The sequence below is a fragment of the Pseudomonas sp. B10 genome (assembly GCF_900156235.1).
Lineage (GTDB): Bacteria > Pseudomonadota > Gammaproteobacteria > Pseudomonadales > Pseudomonadaceae > Aquipseudomonas > Aquipseudomonas siliginis.
The window spans coordinates 2,646,019-2,666,138 of record NZ_LT707063.1 but is presented as its reverse complement, the minus strand read 5'-3'; the positions used below and the strand labels follow the sequence as shown (position 1 = coordinate 2,666,138).

Annotated in this window: 16 protein-coding genes and 1 pseudogene; 6 read left to right on the top strand and 11 right to left on the bottom strand. The window is 57.2% G+C overall.

Going from position 1 to position 20,120, the window contains the following annotated elements; translation table 11 throughout:
• Window positions 1-73: 73 nt before the first annotated feature.
• Genes BXA01_RS11960 through BXA01_RS11945 form a run of 4 tightly spaced genes read right to left on the bottom strand, consistent with a single transcriptional unit; the run spans window position 74 to window position 6,371 of the window.
• Complete coding sequence (locus BXA01_RS11960; RefSeq protein WP_076564209.1) at window positions 74-1,519, bottom strand: site-specific integrase; 1,446 nt, start codon at window positions 1,517-1,519, stop codon at window positions 74-76.
• Window positions 1,516-2,115: a hypothetical protein gene (locus BXA01_RS11955; RefSeq protein WP_076564208.1), complete on the bottom strand. Its 600-nt coding sequence runs from the start codon at window positions 2,113-2,115 to the stop codon at window positions 1,516-1,518. Before BXA01_RS11955 ends, BXA01_RS11960 begins: the two co-directional genes overlap by 4 nt.
• The gene (locus tag BXA01_RS11950; RefSeq protein WP_231991029.1) at window positions 2,102-4,255 is read right to left on the bottom strand and encodes a site-specific recombinase; all 2,154 of its coding nucleotides are present in this window, start codon (window positions 4,253-4,255) and stop codon (window positions 2,102-2,104) included. The genes BXA01_RS11955 and BXA01_RS11950 overlap by 14 nt, the downstream gene beginning before the upstream one ends.
• Window positions 4,209-6,371, bottom strand: coding sequence for a hypothetical protein (locus tag BXA01_RS11945; RefSeq protein ID WP_231991028.1), 2,163 nt, complete (start codon window positions 6,369-6,371; stop codon window positions 4,209-4,211). The genes BXA01_RS11950 and BXA01_RS11945 overlap by 47 nt, the downstream gene beginning before the upstream one ends.
• A 165-nt stretch (window positions 6,372-6,536) precedes the next feature.
• Here BXA01_RS11945 and hrpB point away from each other — a divergent pair.
• Window positions 6,537-8,684 (top strand): annotated as a pseudogene (hrpB, locus tag BXA01_RS11940) (ATP-dependent helicase HrpB); the annotation flags it as partial.
• A gap of 29 nt (window positions 8,685-8,713) precedes the next feature.
• Here hrpB and BXA01_RS11935 read toward each other — a convergent pair.
• The 5 genes from BXA01_RS11935 to BXA01_RS11915 all read right to left on the bottom strand — a co-directional run bounded on the left by BXA01_RS11935 (window position 8,714) and on the right by BXA01_RS11915 (window position 14,036).
• Window positions 8,714-9,907 (bottom strand): hypothetical protein, encoded by a 1,194-nt coding sequence (locus BXA01_RS11935; protein WP_076564204.1) that lies wholly within the window; start codon window positions 9,905-9,907, stop codon window positions 8,714-8,716.
• A 113-nt stretch (window positions 9,908-10,020) separates the two neighbouring features.
• On the bottom strand, window positions 10,021-11,295 hold the full coding sequence (locus BXA01_RS11930; protein WP_231991027.1) for an aminotransferase class V-fold PLP-dependent enzyme: 1,275 nt from the start codon (window positions 11,293-11,295) through the stop codon (window positions 10,021-10,023).
• A 92-nt stretch (window positions 11,296-11,387) separates the two neighbouring features.
• The gene (locus tag BXA01_RS11925; RefSeq protein ID WP_076564203.1) at window positions 11,388-12,284 is read right to left on the bottom strand and encodes an EamA family transporter; all 897 of its coding nucleotides are present in this window, start codon (window positions 12,282-12,284) and stop codon (window positions 11,388-11,390) included.
• Between the two features lie 115 nt (window positions 12,285-12,399).
• Window positions 12,400-12,570, bottom strand: a complete 171-nt coding sequence (locus BXA01_RS11920; protein ID WP_231991026.1) for a hypothetical protein — start codon at window positions 12,568-12,570, stop codon at window positions 12,400-12,402.
• A 203-nt stretch (window positions 12,571-12,773) separates the two neighbouring features.
• Window positions 12,774-14,036, bottom strand: a complete 1,263-nt coding sequence (locus BXA01_RS11915) for an MFS transporter (RefSeq protein ID WP_076564202.1) — start codon at window positions 14,034-14,036, stop codon at window positions 12,774-12,776.
• 148 nt (window positions 14,037-14,184) lie between these two features.
• Here BXA01_RS11915 and BXA01_RS11910 point away from each other — a divergent pair, with 148 nt between their 5' ends.
• On the top strand, window positions 14,185-14,640 hold the full coding sequence (locus tag BXA01_RS11910; protein WP_076564201.1) for a winged helix-turn-helix transcriptional regulator: 456 nt from the start codon (window positions 14,185-14,187) through the stop codon (window positions 14,638-14,640).
• A gap of 13 nt (window positions 14,641-14,653) precedes the next feature.
• Here the strand turns inward: BXA01_RS11910 and BXA01_RS11905 are convergent, their stop codons facing one another.
• Window positions 14,654-15,733: an endonuclease/exonuclease/phosphatase family protein gene (locus BXA01_RS11905; RefSeq protein WP_076564200.1), complete on the bottom strand. Its 1,080-nt coding sequence runs from the start codon at window positions 15,731-15,733 to the stop codon at window positions 14,654-14,656.
• Window positions 15,734-15,808: 75 nt separating this feature from the next.
• Window positions 15,809-16,483: a YciC family protein gene (locus BXA01_RS11900; RefSeq protein ID WP_016773061.1), complete on the bottom strand. Its 675-nt coding sequence runs from the start codon at window positions 16,481-16,483 to the stop codon at window positions 15,809-15,811.
• Window positions 16,484-16,660: 177 nt separating this feature from the next.
• On the opposite strand from BXA01_RS11900, the gene BXA01_RS11895 reads away from it, so the two are divergent.
• From BXA01_RS11895 to yedA, 4 genes are all read left to right on the top strand, one after another.
• Entirely contained in the window at window positions 16,661-17,422 is a 762-nt protein-coding gene (locus BXA01_RS11895) for a DUF2076 domain-containing protein (protein WP_076564199.1), read from the top strand.
• A gap of 285 nt (window positions 17,423-17,707) precedes the next feature.
• Window positions 17,708-18,187, top strand: coding sequence for a LabA-like NYN domain-containing protein (locus tag BXA01_RS11890; RefSeq protein WP_056790604.1), 480 nt, complete (start codon window positions 17,708-17,710; stop codon window positions 18,185-18,187).
• A gap of 35 nt (window positions 18,188-18,222) precedes the next feature.
• Window positions 18,223-18,828 carry a 3'-5' exonuclease gene (locus tag BXA01_RS11885; protein WP_076564198.1) on the top strand — a complete coding sequence of 202 codons (606 nt, stop codon included), beginning with the start codon at window positions 18,223-18,225 and terminating at the stop codon, window positions 18,826-18,828.
• Between the two features lie 325 nt (window positions 18,829-19,153).
• Window positions 19,154-20,089 carry a drug/metabolite exporter YedA gene (gene yedA / locus BXA01_RS11880; RefSeq protein ID WP_076564197.1) on the top strand — a complete coding sequence of 312 codons (936 nt, stop codon included), beginning with the start codon at window positions 19,154-19,156 and terminating at the stop codon, window positions 20,087-20,089.
• Window positions 20,090-20,120: the final 31 nt, after the last annotated feature.

Genomic DNA, 20,120 nt, shown 5'->3' with positions numbered 1-20,120 from the left:
TAACCTTAGAAAGGCCCTCCGGTGTTCCTAGGATGAAGAAATGAGTTCAATGGGGGGATTGTCGGTAACGACACTACTCTGGGAATAGCGTGCCGGAGGTGCCATCTCTGAACCTGGTCTCTAGTTCTTCGGCGCCCTCGTAGTCAGAATCGCGTGCGGCTCTTAGCGTGGCCAGTGCACTATAGAACTTATCTTTGGACATTCGGCCATCGGTGTAGTCTGAAAGCAAACGATCAAAATAATCATCGAATTGTCTATGGATTCTTAACAGATCAGCAGCAGATACGGATGCTGTATAGTTATTGACACGTGCGAAGGCTATATTGATGTAGGTGTCTAATGCCGCGAGGGTCTTTTGCCCCGTCAATTGAAGGATTTGATGTTTGAAGAACGTATCGCTTATGAACTGGTTCTTGAAACTACCCTCATCTTTGAAACGGTGCCTCTCGATCATTAGCGCAAATAGATTTGTAATGAAGGCGTGTCTAAATAGGTGAGCAGTGGCCGGCTCGCTTATATTTGCCTTTTTCCTAAGTAAACGGATTTCATTGGTGATGCTATCCGGGCTGTAGGGCTGTCCAGTGGTCTCGGCAACCAGAAGAAAGCCGTGATCTTTTCCCTTTAGACACCTGTCAATGACGTCTATCCTATACAGCTCAATATAGTTGTATACTTCATTCAGCAGCATGCGACTGACCGGCACTGTTCTGACATGTGGCTTGCCCCGCTTGAGTGTGATCATTTTCAGGCTGGGAAACTTCATTGTCATGGCCTCTAGAACGCTTTCTACTAATACTTCCGCTAATTCATCTCTACGGCACCCGAGGTTCTCAAGCATCGATATTATAAGTTGCGTTCGCGCGGCAATATGGTCAGATGTTGGAAGTTTGTTTGCTGTTTCACGTAAATCTTTTACTGTTCGCTGATCTATAGGTTTACGTTTCTCACCTGCCTCGCCAGAACTGAAAGAGTGATGTCTCCAGACAAATATGTCGTATCCTGCGGGATTTTTGACCTTTTCTTGGTAGGCTTTGATAATCCCATTTTTTGCGACGAATCTGTCATTCTCAAATAGGGAGCCTATAAATTCAAGAAAATAAAGGCACGCGCTGCCTATGTCGTGAAGAGTGTTTTCGTTCCTGGCGAGTTCAGAGGTGTATCTTTGGCTTTTTTCTACTCTAAGATCTTCAATGAAGTCGCTAAACAGTCCGTCATTCAAATCAGTCAGATCTATTCCTAGATAAAAAGCAAATTTCAGTAATTTATTTATTTTGTGTGCATATCCACCGATCGTACCACCTCCTTTACCTCGACGCGCCAGTCCGCTTCTGCGGCCCATGCTGACGCGATTTCGTAGCGAGATCATGTAGAGATTAGCGAGGTGGCAAGGCTTACCGTTGGGCCAGTAGAGAAATGTGAGATTATCAGCTTCCTTGACGGCAAGACGGTTCAGGGAGTAATGGCCGAAGAGCGTAACTTTCTTGACAATTCTTCGGGTCTTAATCGAGTCTGTGCTCATTTCTTTGCCCGCCCTTTCCCGATGGGGGTCACGTTAGTGTCTGATACGGGGGAGTTAAAAGGTGGCTTGTTTATGCTGAGTGCTGCTCTCAATGTTGCACTCGTATCAAGAATTATTTTTTCTCGTTGTTGCCTATCTTGTTCTGTTCGAACAGATTCGAGAGCACCCATGGCTATAGAGACGCACTGCAAAAGGACAAAGTTTGAATTTATCAGCGATTCAACTTCACCCTCAAGGGTCGTCTTTTGTCTCTTCAAGCCCTCTTTGGTCAATTTCTTTGCAGGAGCGGCAGCCAAGGCTGAAAGTGTTGAAAGGGCTTCAGCTCGAAGCTTTTCAAGGGTTTCAAAGCCTTGAGGTAGACAAGTGGACGCATGTTTTTTAGCGGTGTTGAGTGACATGGGGACTAGCTTGATCGATCCCTTTTTTGTGTCGATCTGGTCGTTGAGCGAAACCATGCCCCCTTGGCTCCCAAGGGCCTTAACAAGGTCTGCACGGGCGTTGAATTCCTCCGGATTGGAAATAACGTAATACAAGAATTCCCTGAGTGAATTGATTGCGGCCTGGCCCTCGGCTCTGTATTTCTCAGTCCTGTTCATGAATATTTCTCCGGACTGTCGTCACAATTCTCAATTTGGTGCCACCTGGTTGCAAAATGAACTCAGGTTCAGCATCGACCAAGCCGTTGTTCACCAACTGCTCGATGCGCTCTTCCAGCTTCGCCGCATCACCTTTGATATAGGTCTGCGTGCCGTAGGTTTCATTGATCAGATCCATGAGGTCTGTGTAACCCTCTTCGCCTTTTGTATAGATCTGTTGTGCGAGGTGGTGCGCCTTGGCGCCGGCCAGAATCGTGCCATCAATATTTTCGTTGATATAGTGCCACAGGTGTTCCAGGTCAACGTGCCCCAGCATCCATCGGATTGTCGACTCATCGCCATCTTGGGCGCAGTGAAAGAACAACATGGCGAAGAACCGACGGAGCTGGTGTTGACGCAGGTAGTAGCGTTTGCCGTCGCAAAGGGCCGTCTCAAAGTAGTCGCAGAACAGATCAAGATTTCTCAGGTAGGCGGACACTCCGGAGCTGATCGTGCCCTTTGCAGTCAACGCGGGAGACGAAAACAGCGGCAGGTCTTTATCGGTGAAACCAGTCTCAAGAAGCGTCTGATGATACGCTTCGAGATTGCCAATCATCTCCGCAGCCACAGGCTCAACGGGGCGCATGATGCTTTTACGCCGCCCCATCATTCCTCGACTGCTTTTGCGCAGCCAAAACTTCAACCATTGCCGACTTTTGTCCAAGCTCCCTTTGGCTGGGAGATCGGTCAACTCCCCAAGCCGCCGGGCGGTCATTGCCCCAGTGACGATTTGTACGCAGCCCACATAGACGCCGAATAGCTCCAGGAAGCCAACATTCGCCCTGAGCTTCTTGTAATAGTTTGTTCGACTGCCCTTTCGGTTGGCCGAGACGGGGCCATAGGGTGAGCCTACGTTTAGCGCGGTGATACCCAGCTTTTTTACTCCCAGCGCCATCAGTGACTCGGGGCAGAGGCTCATGACATCTTTGTCGGTGATCTTGTTGAGAGTCACGTTTTCCGATTGGCATTTTTTAAGCAGTCTGTTCATCAACAAGACAATGTCACTGCCATATTTATAATGGAATTCGATAGCGTTTTTAACGCTGCTTAGCACCACCTCTGAAGGGGCTGTTCGAAAAGACCCTCCAACCTTGCTATTGTGAGCAACGAACTTTTGGACTGCTTGTAAGCTTTTAGGTGACGGTGCATCGGCTCCGAGCTTGTGAAGTGTACCCATGGAGTACAGCACTTTTCGATACGCCAGGAAAATATTGTCGGTCATTTTGCTGCCTTCGGTCGTGGATACCGGCATTGCCTCGTATTCTGTACGGTAGAAGTCATCGTTATCTATATCTAAAATCGAATAAATAGGTTTTTTAACATCCTTTGCTTTCACAGTTGATGATAAAATGTGATGGCTTATTTTTGGTATGTTGACGAACGAGGCTTTCGCCTCTGGTGGCCAACTAGATGCATAACCATTGAGAATTAAACTGGCCCGGATTGCAGGTACTTCATCCATCGGAATTGGAAGGGGGCTCAGTTCAATTTGCTGCTCGGTGACCACCGAAAGGTGAGGGTAGGATGCGAGCAGTTGGTTGATCGCACTATCGGAGGTAGCCGAGCGGAGTTTTAGCAAAAATGAGGCGAGACGTTCAGGCCATTCATATACCGACTCTGCAGACGAGCTACTCTGAGCAAACTGATTCAGCATCCCCGTGAGATTCTGGTCACTAAGTCCAGCCAGTCCTGTCACTAACAGGCCATAGGCCTCGGCGTTGAGCAGAAGATGATCGATTATCTTCAGGGCAATGCTGTAGCTGCGCACTTGGGTTTTAAGGCCATTGGTGTGTGCGTCATAATAGCCATAATTACTCGTGGCGATAATCACGAAGTGCTTGAAGCTACTCAGAAGTCGCTCATGTTTCGGCTCAGTTAGCACTGTTCCATCATATAACTTCACGCACCAGTTTAGGTGTTTAGGTTCCTTGTATTCAAAATTCACATGCCAAATGTTTTGACTGAAGTCATTCAACAGCCAGGGGGCTTTTCGATAGCCTTCGGAGGAAGGCCTCTTTAGCAGCTTCAGGAATGAGAGCTTCTCCGGGATTTCCCTATGCGGCTTCATAAATAAACTCTTCAGCCAGGTCAGCGTTTGCATGCGTACGTGCAGTCTCCAAGTAACCCTTCAACACTCGGTCATGACTTTTGTTGATGTCATTCACAAGCGCTTTGCAAAACCGAGTCCAGTACGCAGCGTAGCCACTGATGACATGTGACGCTGTAACGGTATCTTTCCTTGCTCGCTCGACAGCCTTTTCGAGGGACAATAGGATAGTGAGAACGCCGACGCTGACATGAACGTAAACGGTATCGGGGATTGTCGTCGCGGACTCATTCCTTTCGGGATCTTTCATGTGATAAGGGATTTCGCTCAGCGCGTGATTCTTCAGGAACGTGTCGAGCTCTTCCATATTTTTGAAATGGCTGGCCTGCAAGAGGTAAGGGCTATCCTCCATCGCCAGGCATACCATGTTTCGTTGGAATATGCGCACCCACCGGACTTCAAAAAAGTCAAGAATCGCCTTTGGAAGATAATGGCCCAGCGTCACAGTACGAGATGTGTGGCCAAGGGCTTTCGCCATTTTTGAAATACTGCCCGTTTCGATGTAGACGTTTAAGCCAACTGTGGCCCGTACACTGGCCAAGCTAACCCTGCACAAGAAATTGAAAAGCTCCTCGCCCCGTTTGGCAGTAAAATACGAGAATTGCGAGAGGAATTTTTGCCCGGTAGAGGTTGAAAGAGTCACCTTGTTGAGCTGGGTGGGGGATAATTTTTTCGGGTACTCCATGGCCGTGCCGCAGGTGAGGAACAAATATCGCCAAGCGTAATTGCCATCTTTTTTGAGTCGGTCACGTAGCGGCTGAGTGATCCGGATCACCTGCATGACAAGTTTGGCAGCGGCAGTAGTTAGTTCTAGGGTTTGTTCGGCCTTCTTAGGCCCTAGGCGATCCTTCCGGCCAGTTAAATAATATACGCCGTCAATACGTCTGAAGCCGTAGGGGTCTCCGTTTGGTTTGAACAATCGCAGGTCATAAAGAAAAGTTGGTGTTATTGCAGGTTGCTGATTAACAAGTAGCAATTGAAAAGGGAAGAGGCTATGGCTGATGGGAAGACCGAAGTTGCAGGACAGCTCTGCCTTCAGATACTTGCCATATGTGGCGTTGATGTAATTAGTCTCGCTGCTGAAACCGTCGGTTTCAAATGTCCGGCACTCAGAGATGTACCCAGGGCTGTGATCTGCCAGCACCGTATTGGTGTCTGATCTTGTCCCGATATACCTACGAAGCACAGCACGCTCTCTCAGGTTATGGGCTCTGTCTTGCGCCCAGTCCAGCACGGTTTTCAGGTCAGACTGAACGTCCTCGAACAAGATTTTCATGGCTTGCTCATCGGTGACCTCGACGGGAACACGAGTGATCGTTTTGCCAATGAACTCGCCGCCGTCTTTACCTACGCGGTGCCAGTGGCGAGTGTCGCTTCCGTTCATCGGGGCTCTGGGTAAGCCATCGTAGGGGGCCGCCCAGATGTCTCGGGCGATTAGCGACTGCTCAAAGCACAACATGCTGGTGTTCCAGATGCGGGCGTACGCATCGGTATCACGCTCACGGTCATACATGTCCAGGAACGAGTCGTTCATCACGTCCGTGAAAAGCTCGCTCACCCTGTCGGGGTCTTGAAACGCATCTACCGGCCATTTGTCTTGGTTCAGGGCGATGTGATTGAGGACTCGGTTGTGAACCGCGATGGCGGGCCTTGCCTGTTTCAGGTAGTAGCTGTGCAGGGCTCCGTAGACTTGCTCGGCGAAGGCGCTGCCATGGGAAATCCAGACCTGCTGGATGTTCAAGTACTTGGTGTGGCGCTTCCGGCTGAACAAAGGCCAACCATTCCAGTACCGCAGAGTGTCTTTCGGGCAGGCAGCAAGCATCTGTTCCCAGTCTTCTGTAGCCCCGTCTGAGAGGTGCTCCGAGTCGAATGAGCTGTCATTGCTCGGATCAGTCACGAGTAGCGATGTGAATTTTTTAATGTACCTGCGGCGTATCAGCGTGCCTAACTCTACGAGGCTGCCGTCTTTAAGGGCCGCCACAAGCAATCCAACCACCTTTTCAATGGAGCCATCAGTCAGGCAGGTCGCACCCAGTGGTGTCTCCGACACGTGGGCGACGCACTCGATCAGGCGTAGAGCTTGGCTGTCCGAGGCGTCTGCATCGACCATCTGCGCTCCGATTATCTCCTCAGCTTCCGCCGATACCCACTGGAGAGGGTAGTTGGGTAGAGATCTTGAGTATTTGATGACTGTCATTGAAATTGGTAGCCCATAGTTCTATCTTGTGGCCATACTAGACGGGTTTGCTAGGTTGACAAGAAAAGACATTGTGGGGAAATGTGCGAACGCAGCCTCGACGCCGATCTGGCGCTGGCGCTCAGTCTGAACGGTCGCGAGCTGTTTCGCGCTGAACAGCCGCTGAAGATTCTGCTGATGTCGGCCACCCTCGAAGGCGAGCGTCTGGCCGGGTTGCTCGATGACGCGCCGATCCTGCGCAGTGAAGGGCGCATGTATCCGGTGACAATGCGCTGGGGCCGGCCGTTCCAACCGGGTGAATACATTGATCAGCGCGTTACCCAAATCGTGCTCGAAGCGCTGCACGACGAGACCGGCAGCCTGTTGGTGTTCCTGCCGGGACAGGCGGAGATCCGTCGCGTGCATCAGCAATTGGCCGACGCCATTGGCGAGCGCAAAGACATCTTGCTGTGCCCGTTGCACGGCGAACTCGACCTCAATGCGCAACGCGCGGCAATCGATCCGGCGCCGCCCGGTCAGCGCAAAGTGGTGCTGGCAACCAACATCGCCGAGACCAGCCTGACCATCAACGGCGTGCGCGTGGTCATCGATGCCGGGCTGGCGCGGGTGCCGCGTTTCGACCCGGGCAGCGGCATGACCCGCCTTGACACTCAACGCATCTCCAAGGCCAGCGCCACCCAGCGTGCCGGCCGCGCCGGGCGATTGGAGCCGGGCGTGTGTTATCGCCTGTGGTCACAGGATCAGCACGAACAACTGGCGGCCTATGGCAGCGCGGAAATTCTCTCGGCGGATCTGGCCAGCCTCGCTTTGCAACTCGGGCGCTGGGGCGTGACCCCGGGCGAACTGGTCTGGCTCGACATACCGCCCGCCGCCGCGTATGCCCAAGCGCAGGATCTGCTGCAACGCCTCGGCGCCGTGCACGGCGACACGCTGACGGCCCACGGCCAGGCCATGGCCGAACTGCCGGCGCATCCGCGCATTGCGCATTTGCTGTTGCGCGGTCAGGCGCTGGGGCTGGCGGCGATGGCCTGCGATGTGGCGGCGCTGCTCGGCGAGCGCGATATCTTGCGCGGTGCCGGTGCGGATCTGCACAGCAGGCTGGTGCTGCTTTCCGGCGAAGAGCGCGCCGGTCGTGGCGCGCAGGGCGGGGTGCAACGTGCCCGGCAATTGGCTCGGCAATATCGCGGCTACTTGCGCGGCAAGCCGAGCGAGCCGGTCAGCGATGCCGAGCATCCGCGCTGGCTCGGCGCGCTATTGGCGCTGGCCTACCCGGATCGCGTCGCCCAGCAACGGCGTGCCGGGGGTGCCGAATACCGGTTGGCCAACGGTCGCGCCGCGCTGTTCGCTGAGGCCGACAGCTTGATGAAGCATGAGTGGATTGTCATCGCCGACCTCGGCAGCCGTCAGGGCCAGCGCGAAGAACGCATCTATCTGGCGGCGGATTTCGATCCGGCGCTGTTCGATTCGGTGCTCGCCGAGCAAGTGCGCAGCGTTGACCAACTCGATTGGGATGAACGCGAAGGCGTGCTGCGTGCCGAGCGCCAGCGCAAGGTCGGCGAGCTGATTTTGAGCCGCGAACCGTTGACCGGTCTGGATGAAAACGCGCGCAGTCAGGCACTGGTCAATCTGGTGCGACGCAAGGGGCTGGAATTGTTGCCGTGGACGCCGGAACTGCGCCAGTGGCAGGCGCGAGTGGCGATGTTGCGCCAGCTCGATCTGAGCACTCAGGACGACAGTCAATGGCCGGATGTCAGCGATGCAGCGCTGCTCAATACCCTGGAAGACTGGCTGATGCCCTATCTGGGCAAGGTCTCGCGGCTGAGCCATTTCGCCAACCTCGACCTGTCGAACATCGTGCGCAATCTGCTGCCGTGGCCGCTGCCGCAGAAGCTCGACGAACTGGCGCCGCATCATTTGAGCGTGCCGTCGGGTTCATCGATTCGTCTGGATTACAGCGAACATCCACCGATTCTCGCGGTGCGCTTGCAAGAGCTGTTTGGTCTGGCCGATACGCCACGGATTGCCGGCGGCCGGCAAGTGGTCAAGCTGCATCTGCTGTCGCCAGCGCGGCGGCCGGTGCAGGTCACGCAGGACCTGGCCAACTTCTGGCGCAGCACCTATGCCGAGGTGAAGAAGGATCTGAAGGGGCGCTACCCCAAGCATTACTGGCCGGATGATCCGCTGGTGGCTGAAGCCACAGCGCGGGCGAAACCCCGGGGCACCTGACCGGGGTTACGCCAATGCCGGGCGCTGATTCAGGCGCCTGCGGCAGCGGTGTCTGCCTGACCTCGGGCGAAACGTGTAGCCGAGGTCTGCAACAGCAACGCGGCACTCAATGTCACCAGCAGGAAGGGCAGCAGCCAGGCGTTTTCGATCATGGCCAATTGCAGGCTGAGTATCAGCAGCAGCACGGGTGTCGCCAAGGCGTTCGCCCGGCTGACACACAGACCCACCGCCGCCTCGCTGTACCGGCAGGCGATGGCGACGCGGATATGCACGCGCGCACCGCCAAATGCCATACCGAGGATCAACAGGCTCAGCGACTTGAGCATCAGGTTGTCCGGCAGCAGCAACCACATCGAAGTGGCGATCAGCGCCAGTGCAATCAGGCCTGACAGATAGGCCGTCAGGTTGCGACCGGTATTGGCAATGATTACCAGCACCCCGATTAGCGCCATGCCCAGGCCGAAGACGGCATCGAGTATGCCCAGTTCGAACAGTGCCCAGCCGTGGCTCGCCACATACACTGGCAGCATGAAGTTGAATGCGCCGAGGATCGGCCAGATCAATACCATCGGCACAAACAGCGTCAGCGGCAACCTGGCAGGTGCAGCAACGTCGGCCGTTGCCTGCACCGCTATAGGTTGACTGTCGCGGGTGAAGCAAATCGCCGCAACCATAAAAAAGCCAGCGCTGAGCACTGTCGAGAAACCCATGCCGGGTAGAATCGGCATCAAGCCTGCCGCGAGCAAAGGTCCGATCATCAGCGCGGCCTGACTGGTAGCCGTGGTTGCACCACTGATTCGCCGGACCTTGGTTTCATCCATGCCGCGTTGAATCTGGGTGAACCACATATCCAGGCTGGCTTCGAGCGACATGACCATCAGCCAGGCAAACAGGTTGGTGATCAGCAAACCGACAGTAAAATCTCGCGACACGCCCGATATCAGCGCGATGCCGGTCAGCCCAAGCACAAACCAACTGCTCATCTGCCGACCGTTCATGCGCAGCGACAGGCGCCTGATCATCGCAGGCGTGATGAACGCCGGAATGAACGAGCAAAAAATCGCTAGGGCCAGTGGCAGATATCCGCCTTCTTCCTGGTTGAGGATGGTCCATGTCAGCGAGACCATCAGCGCACCGGAAAACAACCGATATACCGTCGAGCAGAACAGGAACATGGCCAGCTCTTTTGCAGCTTTTTGGGGGACGGCGTTTATTTCATTCATTTGATCGATCCTTGCCCTTGAGTACGCGGCGATTCTTCAACTGGAAGGCGGACGCGAGCGACCCGCACCGGCCTTGACCAGGTGCAGGCAACTGACGTCGGTTCGGGCGGATGTCAGACCAGAGTGCGCATCACTTTGAGGGTCTTTTCGATGTCTTCGGGCGTATTGATGATCCCGGCGGAAAAGCGCACGGTCGAATGCCGATAGGGCGTGGCGCTGGCGATGATTTTCTGCTCTTTGAGCCTGGCGACGATCTCTTTGGGGTCGCGGTCTTTGACATCACAGCAGACAAACCCGGCCGAGAACTCTGCAGACCGCGGCGTGTGCAAATACACGTTGGGCAGCTTCGCCAGTCCCTCCTTCAACTGCCCATTGAGTTCGGCGACCCGGTCGGCAATGCGCTTGCGGCCGATCTGCTCGATGAACTTGAACGCCTCGATCATGGCCCACTGGTTTTCGAACGCGAGAAAGCCACCGGGACTGACCCAGGCTGCCTGCGTCTGGCCCTGTGGATCGCGCTGTTGGCGCCAGGCATTGGCGGGTTCGGCGGCCATAATGGTGGGAATGGTCGGTGTGATGTGCGCCCACTGACCTTCGCGAGCCCAGACCAGACCGGTCCCGTGCGGGCCGAGAATCCATTTGTGTGTACCGGCGCTGAAAAAGTCGCAACCCAGGCTCGCCACCTGCGCCTCGGAACAGCCGAAGCCGTGCACGCCGTCGATCACGTAGATGATTCTGTCCGCTTCGGACCGATCACGGTTGATCCTCGCTACCAGTGCACCGATTTCTCGCGCCGGCAAGCGTACGCCAGTGCCCGAATGCACCCAGGTCATGGCAAGAATGCGGGTTGCCGGTTTGATGGCTTTTTCAATGCGCGCGACGATGGCGTCGACACTGACATCGTCTGGTCCTTCATACAGATCGATCCGGCGAATGCTGCCGCCCCACTTGAGGACAGCCAGACGCATCGCTTCGTCGTGGGTGTACCACTCGTGGTTGGTCGTCAGGATTTCCTGGTGGGGGGCCAGTTTCAGTCCGTTGTAGATCATCGACAGACCCTGCGTGGTGCTGGTCGTCAGTGCGATGTCCTCAGCGCGTCCGCCGGTATAGTCGGCAGCCGCGGCGCAGACCTTGCGCCAGACCATGTCCTGCGGTCTGGCGAACATGTTGTCTTCGAGGTAGGTGTACGGATTTTCGTCGAATGCCTGCCGGTGGCGCGCCATGGCATCGCGAACCGGCTTGGGGTTGGAAGCGAGAAAAAAGTTGGAAATGTGCACGAATTCAGGCGACAACTTGAACTGCGCTCGCACGGATGCCCAATCGTTGGGGTCCAGCACCGTCATCACGTCATTCTGAACAGGCTTGTTACCCGCCTGTGCGTTCGTCACACCTGCAATCATGCTGCCTCCAACCAGGGTCGCGCCAACCGAGACCCTCACGAATTCACGTCTTCCCAGACTCATACCTACTCCCTGTCGATTCATATTGAAGTGCGCGCAGGACGCGCAAACATAGCATTGAAAATACGCTGCCCATAGAGGCCGACGGCCAGGCCGAGCACAATCAGTACCACCGCCATCACCTTGCTCGCCGGCACTTGCTCATGAAAGATCAAGACCGAGCCGAGCATGCCGAAAATCGGCACCAGCAGCGACAGTGGCGCGACGGTGGAAACCGGATAGGTTTTGAGCAGCGAGTTCCATATCCAGTAGGCGAACAATGTGTTCGGGTAAACCTGAAACAGGATCGACAGCACGGCGGTCGTATCGACCTGATTGACAAACGTGGTGTAGCCGGAGCTGCCGTTCACTGCGTAGTCGAGCGCGAACAACGGGATTGGTGCGAAGGCGCTGGACCAGACCAGAAACGCGAAGACCTCTTTGGTGCTGGCCTTTTTGTTGATGATATTGGCGACGCTCCATGAGGCTGCGGCCACCAGCACCAGCAGCACACCCGGCAGACTGACCGAACCGTCGCTGATCATGATGATGCACAACAATCCACCGAGTGCGATCAGCATGCCCAGCACCTGAAAGCGTGTCAGCGCTTCCTTGAACACCCAGCCGCCCAGCAGAATCGTGAAAAACGCGCTGAATTGCAGCACCAGCGAAGCGATGCCTGCCGATAGCCCGGCCTTGATGCCCAGGTTCACGATGCCCCACAGGCCGATGCCGAACACCAGTCCGTAACCGATGATGTAGCGCCACGGCACATTCGGTTTGCGGATGAAAAAGATCGCCGGTAACGCACAAAGACTGAAGCGGATGCCCGCCAGAATAAAAGGGTCTACTGTGGCCAGTCCCAGCTTGATGACCGAGAAGTTGACACCCCAGATTGCCGTGATCAGGACAGCCAATACTACGTGCAGTGGTTTCATTGCTGTGTCGCCTTCATGAGGGTGGGCGGTGTCATGCGACGGATGTCAGGTTTGCCGTCAGGCGTACCCGGGAAAACATTTCATGCAAGCGGTCTCGAAGCGAAAAAGACAGGGATCAGGACGCAAACTTGAGGAGCAACCCGGACGATAGATTGCGCTCCAGCACAAGTAGCCACTGCTCGCGCAGCACTCGCACCAAGTCGCGGATATCTACCGATGAGTCATGCAGGGCAACGCAGGCATGGGCGACGAAGTCACTGTTGTCGCGGGGAGTGGCATGAATCAACCGCGTCTCACCAGCGACCCACGCCGTTTATCGGTGAATGGGGAATTAGTCGGCAACACAAACTCAAGTTGATGCGATGTGATCGTTAATGTGTGCAGTGCCATACATGCCTCATGTCATTATTAAAGTTTGTGTGGCAGGCACACAGTTTCTCACCACGTATATTCGGGCTATGCAAGAACGTTTCAGGGGGTGGCTGGAACTTAGCCGGAAGTTAGCTCCAGATATAACCAGTACAACAATGCTGTTGCGCTGAAGGCTGCGCCTAACAGGCAAACTGCAACCCAGCCCAAGTGCACATACGTGTAGGTCGCCGTAATTGCGCCAACACCGCTGCCCACGGAGTAAAAGCACATATAGGCGCCCACCAGCCGGCTTTGCGCATCGGGCCGGGCGGCGAAGATCAGGCTTTGGTTGGTCACATGCACCGCTTGCACAGCGAAGTCCAGCAGTACCACGCCGATGACCATGGCCAGCAGTGAGCTTTCAACAAACGCGGTGGGCAGCCATGACATGGTCAACAGCGCCAGCGCGATGCCTGTCGTGCGATTACCCAGGCCTTGATCGGCCAGCCTTCCGGCCCGTGCTGCAGCCAGCGCGCCGGCTACCCCGGCCAGACCGAACAGGCCTATCTGAGTGTGTGACAGCGACAGGGGAGGTGCGCTCAACGGCAATACCATTGCGGTCCACAGTACGCTGAATGCGGCGAATATCAGCAGGGCGAAGGTGCCCCTGACGCGCAGCGTCCGTTCGGTGAGATACAACTGCAGGACCGACCGCAGCAACTGCAAGTAACTGCCCTTGGCCGGTGGTGTGGTCGATGCTGGCATGGTGCGATACAGCACCAGTGCCATGCCGATCATCAAGGCTGCCGATACGAAGTAAACGCCGCGCCATCCAGCCAGATCGGCTACCGCGCCCGATACGAAGCGCGCAAGCAGAATGCCCAGCACGACGCCACTGGTCACCGTGCCAATGGCTTCGCCACGTTGTTCCGGGCTGGCCAGCGTCGCAGCGTAGGCAACCACCACTTGCACGACGACCGCCATCAGCCCGACCAGCACCATCGCGCCGAGCAACATGCCCCAATCCTGTGCCAGCCCAACCGCGCACAAGGCAATGGCCGACAGCAGCATCTGCGTCAGGATCAGTCCCTTGCGATTGAGCAGGTCCCCCAGCGGGACGATGAACAAAAGGCCTATTGCGTAACCAGCCTGAGTGGCGGTGACCACCACACCGATAGTGCCGGGCGACACCGACAGGCTCGCAGCCATCGACTCCAGCAGCGGTTGTGCAAAGTACACGTTAGCCACGGCCATGGCGCAGGTGATTGCGAAGAGAAATGTCTGGTAACGACTTAATCCGGTATTGGCCGCCTGTGTCAGAGGTGCTCGAACGCTGCCGCTGCTGGCTGATTTTTCGGCTTCGACGTCCATTTTCGAAGGCTTTTGAGGGTTCAACGTCATCATTCCATCCTTGGGAATCTGGTTTCCAAAGAAAACCGGTGCGTTGATTTTTATCAAAACTGGTTTTAATCTACAACTAGTTTTTACAAAATATTTTCTTCTGACGTTAGATCCTGTCTAACGCGCTCTTTTTCAAAATTGGAGACTCATGGCCAGACAGTTGCTACTGGCACAAAGCGAATGTCCCGTGGCCCGCACTCTCGAGGCCATCGGTGATCGTTGGGTGTTGATGATCATCCGTGATGCTTTCGATGATGTGCGTCGTTTCAGCGAATTCCAGAAACGTCTGGGGCTGGCGAAAAACATCCTCACGGTGAAACTCAAGAGATTGGTCGAGCTGGGCGTGTTCGAGGTGCAGCCAGCCTCCGATGGCACCGCTTACAAGGAATACGTGTTGACCGAGATGGGCCGTTCGGTTTTCCCCATTGTCATCAGCATGCGCCAATGGGGCGAGCGTTTCCTGTTCAGTAAGGGTGAGAGTTATTCGGTGTTGCTGGACAACGAACAATCGGAGCCGGTCGAGACCATTACGGTACGCTCCCGCGCGGGCAAGGTCTTGGGCCCGGCGGATTGCCATCGGCGCGTGGTCCGGCGCCGAAGTTGATGGCTGTCATTGTCTATGGCGCGGCAGGAAGCAGGAATCGCGCAATCACCGGCAAGTGGTCGGAGATGCGCAAGGTATCGTCCTGCCGCACCTGTGCTTGCAGGCGTTTGAGCTTCGGGCTGTAGAACAGATAATCCACCGTGCGATCCGGGCCGTTGAGGCCGGGGTCGTTGGGGTAATGGGTCAGCCATTTGGCCCGATCGATACCGCCGGCCTCGTTGTTGGTCGGGATCATCGGGTACTTGTCCCACAGCAGATGCAGTTCGCTGTCGGCAGAGTAGGGCGTGCGTCGCTCGACGGGCAGCCGTCGATATTGGCCAAGCGGCAGCAGATTGAAATCGCCACCGATCAGCCAGGGCAGGCCCTGGCTTTCATACTTGTCGAGCACTTTGGCCACGGCAGCCACTTGCGCCTGCACGTTGCCGTCCGCCTGGCTGGCGCGCTGCAAGTGGGTGTTGAACACGGTCAGTTGTCCGCCATCGCTGAGCGGCAGTTTGACTGCGAGCAAAGCGTCTTTGGGCTGGAACTGGCGGCTGATGAAGTTGCTCGGGGCCACGGGCAGTTGCAGGCGTTCGGCGTGTTCGATGCGATAGCGACTCAACGTCGCCAACTGGCGGCCGACGCTGCCGTAGATATGGGGCTCGGGGACGAAATCGGCTTTCCAGTCGAAGGCGCTGGTGCTGCACGGGTACAGATCGGCGACACGTTCCTGCAACAGTTTGAGCTGGTTCTGGTAATCGCTGGCCTTGGCGCCGTCGTCGAGCTCCTGCAACAACACCACATCGGGTTGTTCGTCGCGGATCACCCGCGCCACTTCGTCGAGGCTGAAGGCCATGTCTTCGGCGGTCGGCGCTTCGTCGTCGCCCTGAGCCAGGTCATTCCAGAATACGTAGCGCTTGCCGGCGAGGAACTGCACGTTCCAGGTCATGACTTTCAGTGCTTGCCCGGGCACCAGCGACGGCGCCGTGGCGCTGCAACGGACCGGCAGGGTTTCGCGGGCATCGGGGCGCCAGGTCAGGCTGAACAGCAGTACGCCGAACAGGACGACGGCAAGGATGACGAGGAGCAGGGTGTAGCGCAGCAGACGGGTCATGGCTCGGCTTATAGCGTTACAGAAAGTGGCCCCGAGCATACCTGACGGCAGCCGCGAAGCCCAAGCACGGCGCGGTCAGACCGCTCCGTTACGTTTGTCAGGCAATTCGCTGATCAGCATGAACAGGCGGAACAGCACCACACTGGTGAACAGTTGCAGAAAGCTGTGAGCGCTGTCGATCAGCCCGGCAATCAGCGGATTCTGCGGTTCGGGGTACACCGCCAGCGTCGCGCCCTTGAGCAACCACAACGGAGTCATCACGCAGAGAATGCACAGCAGGATGCGCCAGAAGTGCCCGCGCGTCAGGCGCAGACTTTCCTTCATTGCCTGCAACGGCCCGAGGCCGCGCAGCACCAGCAGATATTCAGCGAAGGCGAGCATGACCATCAGCATCAGGCCCGGCAGGAAGTACAGCGACAGGCCCAGCAGAATCAGCAAGGTATTGAGCGCGGTCAGCACGGCGAAGCGTGGCCACAGGGTGGCGGCCATCGCCAGCAGGTCGCGGTTGCGCGGCGACTCGCCACGGCTGCGTGCATCGAGAAACAGGATCAGCGCGGCGGTGTACAGCGGATACACCAGCAGGCCGACGATGATGCTGACCCCGGCAAAGGTGTCCGGCCCGGTGGCGTGATCGACCGCCTGCTGCAAGAAAGCTTCGACAATCACCAGCGGCAGGCACAACTGCACGATGCTGCCCAGATGGCGTTTGAAAAAATACAAAGAGTCGCGCAGTACTTCGAGGGCATTCATCAGTCGGTATCGCAGGTCGAAAACAGTGGCTCACTTTAACCGATGCAACGCGGGCCGACACAAACGTAAACATTCGGTAAAGGTCATTGAAACGTTTTGTCACTGTCTCCATTACAGGAGAGCACCCCGCCCAGAGTGGGCGCGGGCACGTTATTACCGGCAATCTACGAGGTCGCCATGAACAGCGAAGAGCAAACCCTGATCGATGGACTGTTTTCCCGGCTGCAACAGGCCGAGACGGAGGCAGCCCCCCGCGACGCCCAGGCCGAGGCGCGGATCAAGGAACACCTGACGCGCCAACCGGCGGCAGGTTATTTCATGACCCAGGCGATTCTGGTGCAAGAGGCCGCGCTGAAAAGCCTCGACGAGCAGAACAAGCAACTGACCCAGCAGGTCCAGCGCCTGCAGGCCGAACTGCAATCGGCCAAGGCCCAGAGCGGCGCGCCAGCGGCGAGCGGCGGCGGTGGCTTCCTGTCGAGCATTTTTGGCGGCGGCAGTTCGCGTCCGGCGCCGAGCCAGAGCGCAGCGCCGTCGTCCACCGGCGGCTGGCGTGAACCGGCGCCGCAGCAGAGCTACCAGGCTCCGGCACCGCAACAGAACTTCGCCGCTGCGCCGCCCAACTATGCGCAGCAGGCAGCCCCGGCGGCGGGCAACAGCTTTCTCGGCGGTGCGCTGAAAACCGCCGCTGGCGTGGCGGGTGGTGTGATGCTGGCGCAGGGCATCAGCAGCCTGTTCCACCACAATCAGCAACCGGAAGAAATCGTCGAGGTCATCAAGGAAGAACCGGCGCAGGTCGCCGATCAAAGCAACAACGGCTGGGGCGATGATCAGCGCGTGGCGGACAACGGCTTCTCGGGCAATGACCAGGGCGGTTTCAGCGACGCCGATTACAGCAGCGACAATTCGTCGTTCTTCGATGACGACGACTCCTTTGTCTGACATAGCCTCTGAAGGCTGACATGCACCCTGTGGCGAGGGGATTTATCCCCGTTGGCTGCGCAGCAGCCCCGCTTTTCCTGGTTAAAGCGAGGACTGCTGCGCAGCCCAGCGGGGCGGTGCGACGTTTCGCTAAATCCCCTCACCACAACACCGTTTGTCAGGGACACCTCGGCGCCAGCCGGTGATTATTCGCTGAATCTTTCTCTTGGCTGGCATACTGAGCGCCTTTTTCGGGCCTGATCGCCTGACCCCGCTTCGTGCGCTTGCGCGCCCACAGGAACTCCGGTGAAAAAAATCGCAGTGTTCGCCGATGTGCAGAACCTCTACTACACCGTGCGTCAGGCCTATGGTTGCCACTTCAACTACGCCGCATTGTGGGCGGACATCAGCAAGAACGGGCAGATCGTCGAGGCCTACGCCTACGCGATCGACCGTGGCGACAGCAAGCAGCAGCAGTTTCAGCAGATCCTGCGCAACCTCGGTTTCACCGTGAAGCTCAAGCCCTACATCCAGCGCAGCGACGGCTCGGCCAAGGGCGACTGGGACGTGGGCATTACCTTGGACATCATGGACGCCGCCGACCACGTCGACGAAGTGGTGCTGGCCTCCGGTGACGGCGATTTCGACATGCTGCTCGAACGCATCATCAACAAGCACGGCGTGCAAGCGGTGGCCTACGGCGTTCCCGGCCTGACCGCCAACTCGCTGATCCGCGCAGCCAGCCGCTACGTGCCGATCGAAGGCGCGCTGTTGCTCAAGAGCTGAGCTGAACAATAGATTTGAACGGAGTACACCCCGGTTTGGAACGCATTGCAGTCATCGACTTTGAAACCACCGGCCTGTCGCCGAACAGCAGCTGCCGCGCCACGGAAATTGCCGTGGTGATGCTGGAAAACGGCCGCATCGTCGAGCGTTACCAGAGCCTGATGAACGCTGGGGTACGCGTCCCCGCGTTCATCGAGCAGCTGACCGGCATCAGCAACGCCATGCTGCGCACCGCGCCGCCGGCCGAGCGGGTGATGGAAGAGGTCAACGAATTCGTCGGCTGCACGCCATTGCTCGCACACAACGCCTCGTTCGACCAGAAGTTCTGGGATTTCGAACTGGGGCGGATCAAGCGCACACGCCTGCAGAATTTCGCCTGTTCACTGCTGCTGGCGCGGCGCCTGATGCCGGCGGCGCCGAATCACAAGCTCGGCACCCTCACCACTTTCGCGCGGTTGCCGCATACCGGCCAGGCTCACCGGGCCATGGCCGATGCCGAGATGGCGGCCAATCTGATGGCGCATTTGGCGCAAGAGTTGCGGGGCAAGCACGGGGTGCGCGAGTTGAATCACGACCTGCTGTGCAAATTGCAGAAAGTCCCTGCCGCAAAAGTCGGCGAGCATTTGCAGCGTTATCGCTGATCCCGGGTACTCCGACTGATCATTCCCACGCTCTGCGTGGGAATGAAGCCCGGGACGCTCCGCGTCCCTTTCAAAGCCGAACGCAGAGCGTCCGTTGAGGCATTCCCACGCGGAGCGTGGGGACGATCCATGCGGTGTGTCATTCAACGCAACTGTGACTGATACACCGCTTTCGCGAGCAGGCTCGCTCCCACAAGGACCTTGGCGGTCTCAGTTGCTTTCATGCAAAAGTGTACCGGCGCGAAAAACAGGTTTTGTAACTTATTTTTGCGCGGCGGCCTTTCTAGAATGACCGGTCCACAGAAATCTGACTGTCGAGCTGCCCATGCCTGCCTTGCGCCGTTTTTCCCTGCCGTTGATTGCTGCGTTTTTTGCGTTGTACGTGATTTGGGGATCGACCTATCTGGTGATTCGCATCGGCGTCGAATACTGGCCGCCGCTGTTGCTGGCCGGGGTGCGCTTTGTCATTGCCGGCAGCTTGATGTACGCCTGGCTGCGCTGGCGCGGGGCGCCGGCGCCGACCTGGGCGCAGTGGAAAGCAGCGGGGCTGATCGGCATTCTGCTGCTCAGTTTTGGTAATGGCGCGGTCAGCGTGGCCGAGCACACTGGTGTGGCTTCCGGCGTTGCCGCGCTGGCGGTGGCGACGGTGCCACTGTTCACCTTGTTGTTCGGCTACTTCTGGGGCGCGCGCAATACGCGGCTGGAGTGGGCCGGTGTGGCGTTGGGGATTATTGGCATCGCCATGCTCAACATGGGGTCCAACCTGCAATCGAGCCCGCTCGGCGCGATGTTGCTGATCTTCGCGGCGGCGAGCTGGGCGTTCGGTTCGGTGTGGAGCAAATACCTGCCATTGCCGGCGGGGGCGATGGCCAGTGCGGTGGAAATGCTCGTCGGCGGCGTGGTCTTGCTGATCGGCAGTGCGCTGAGTGGCGAGCATCTGCAAGCCATGCCGCCGCTCGAAGGGTGGCTGGCGCTGGCCTATCTGATCTTCTTTGGCTCAATCATCGCCTTCAATTCCTACATGTATCTGCTCAAACACGTGCGCCCAGCGGCGGCGACCAGTTATGCCTACGTCAACCCGGCGGTGGCGGTGTTGCTCGGCGTGGTGTTTGTCGGCGAGACCATCGGCATCGAAGAAGCGCTGGCGATGCTGGTGATCATCAGCGCGGTGCTGCTGATCAGCCTGCCGCAGTGGCGTCGACCTGCGCAGCCACCCTTGGAAGAGGCGAAAGCCGTTCCGACGGAAGCGCGTACGAATTAGGGTAAACTGCGCGGCATTGCATCCCCGCGTC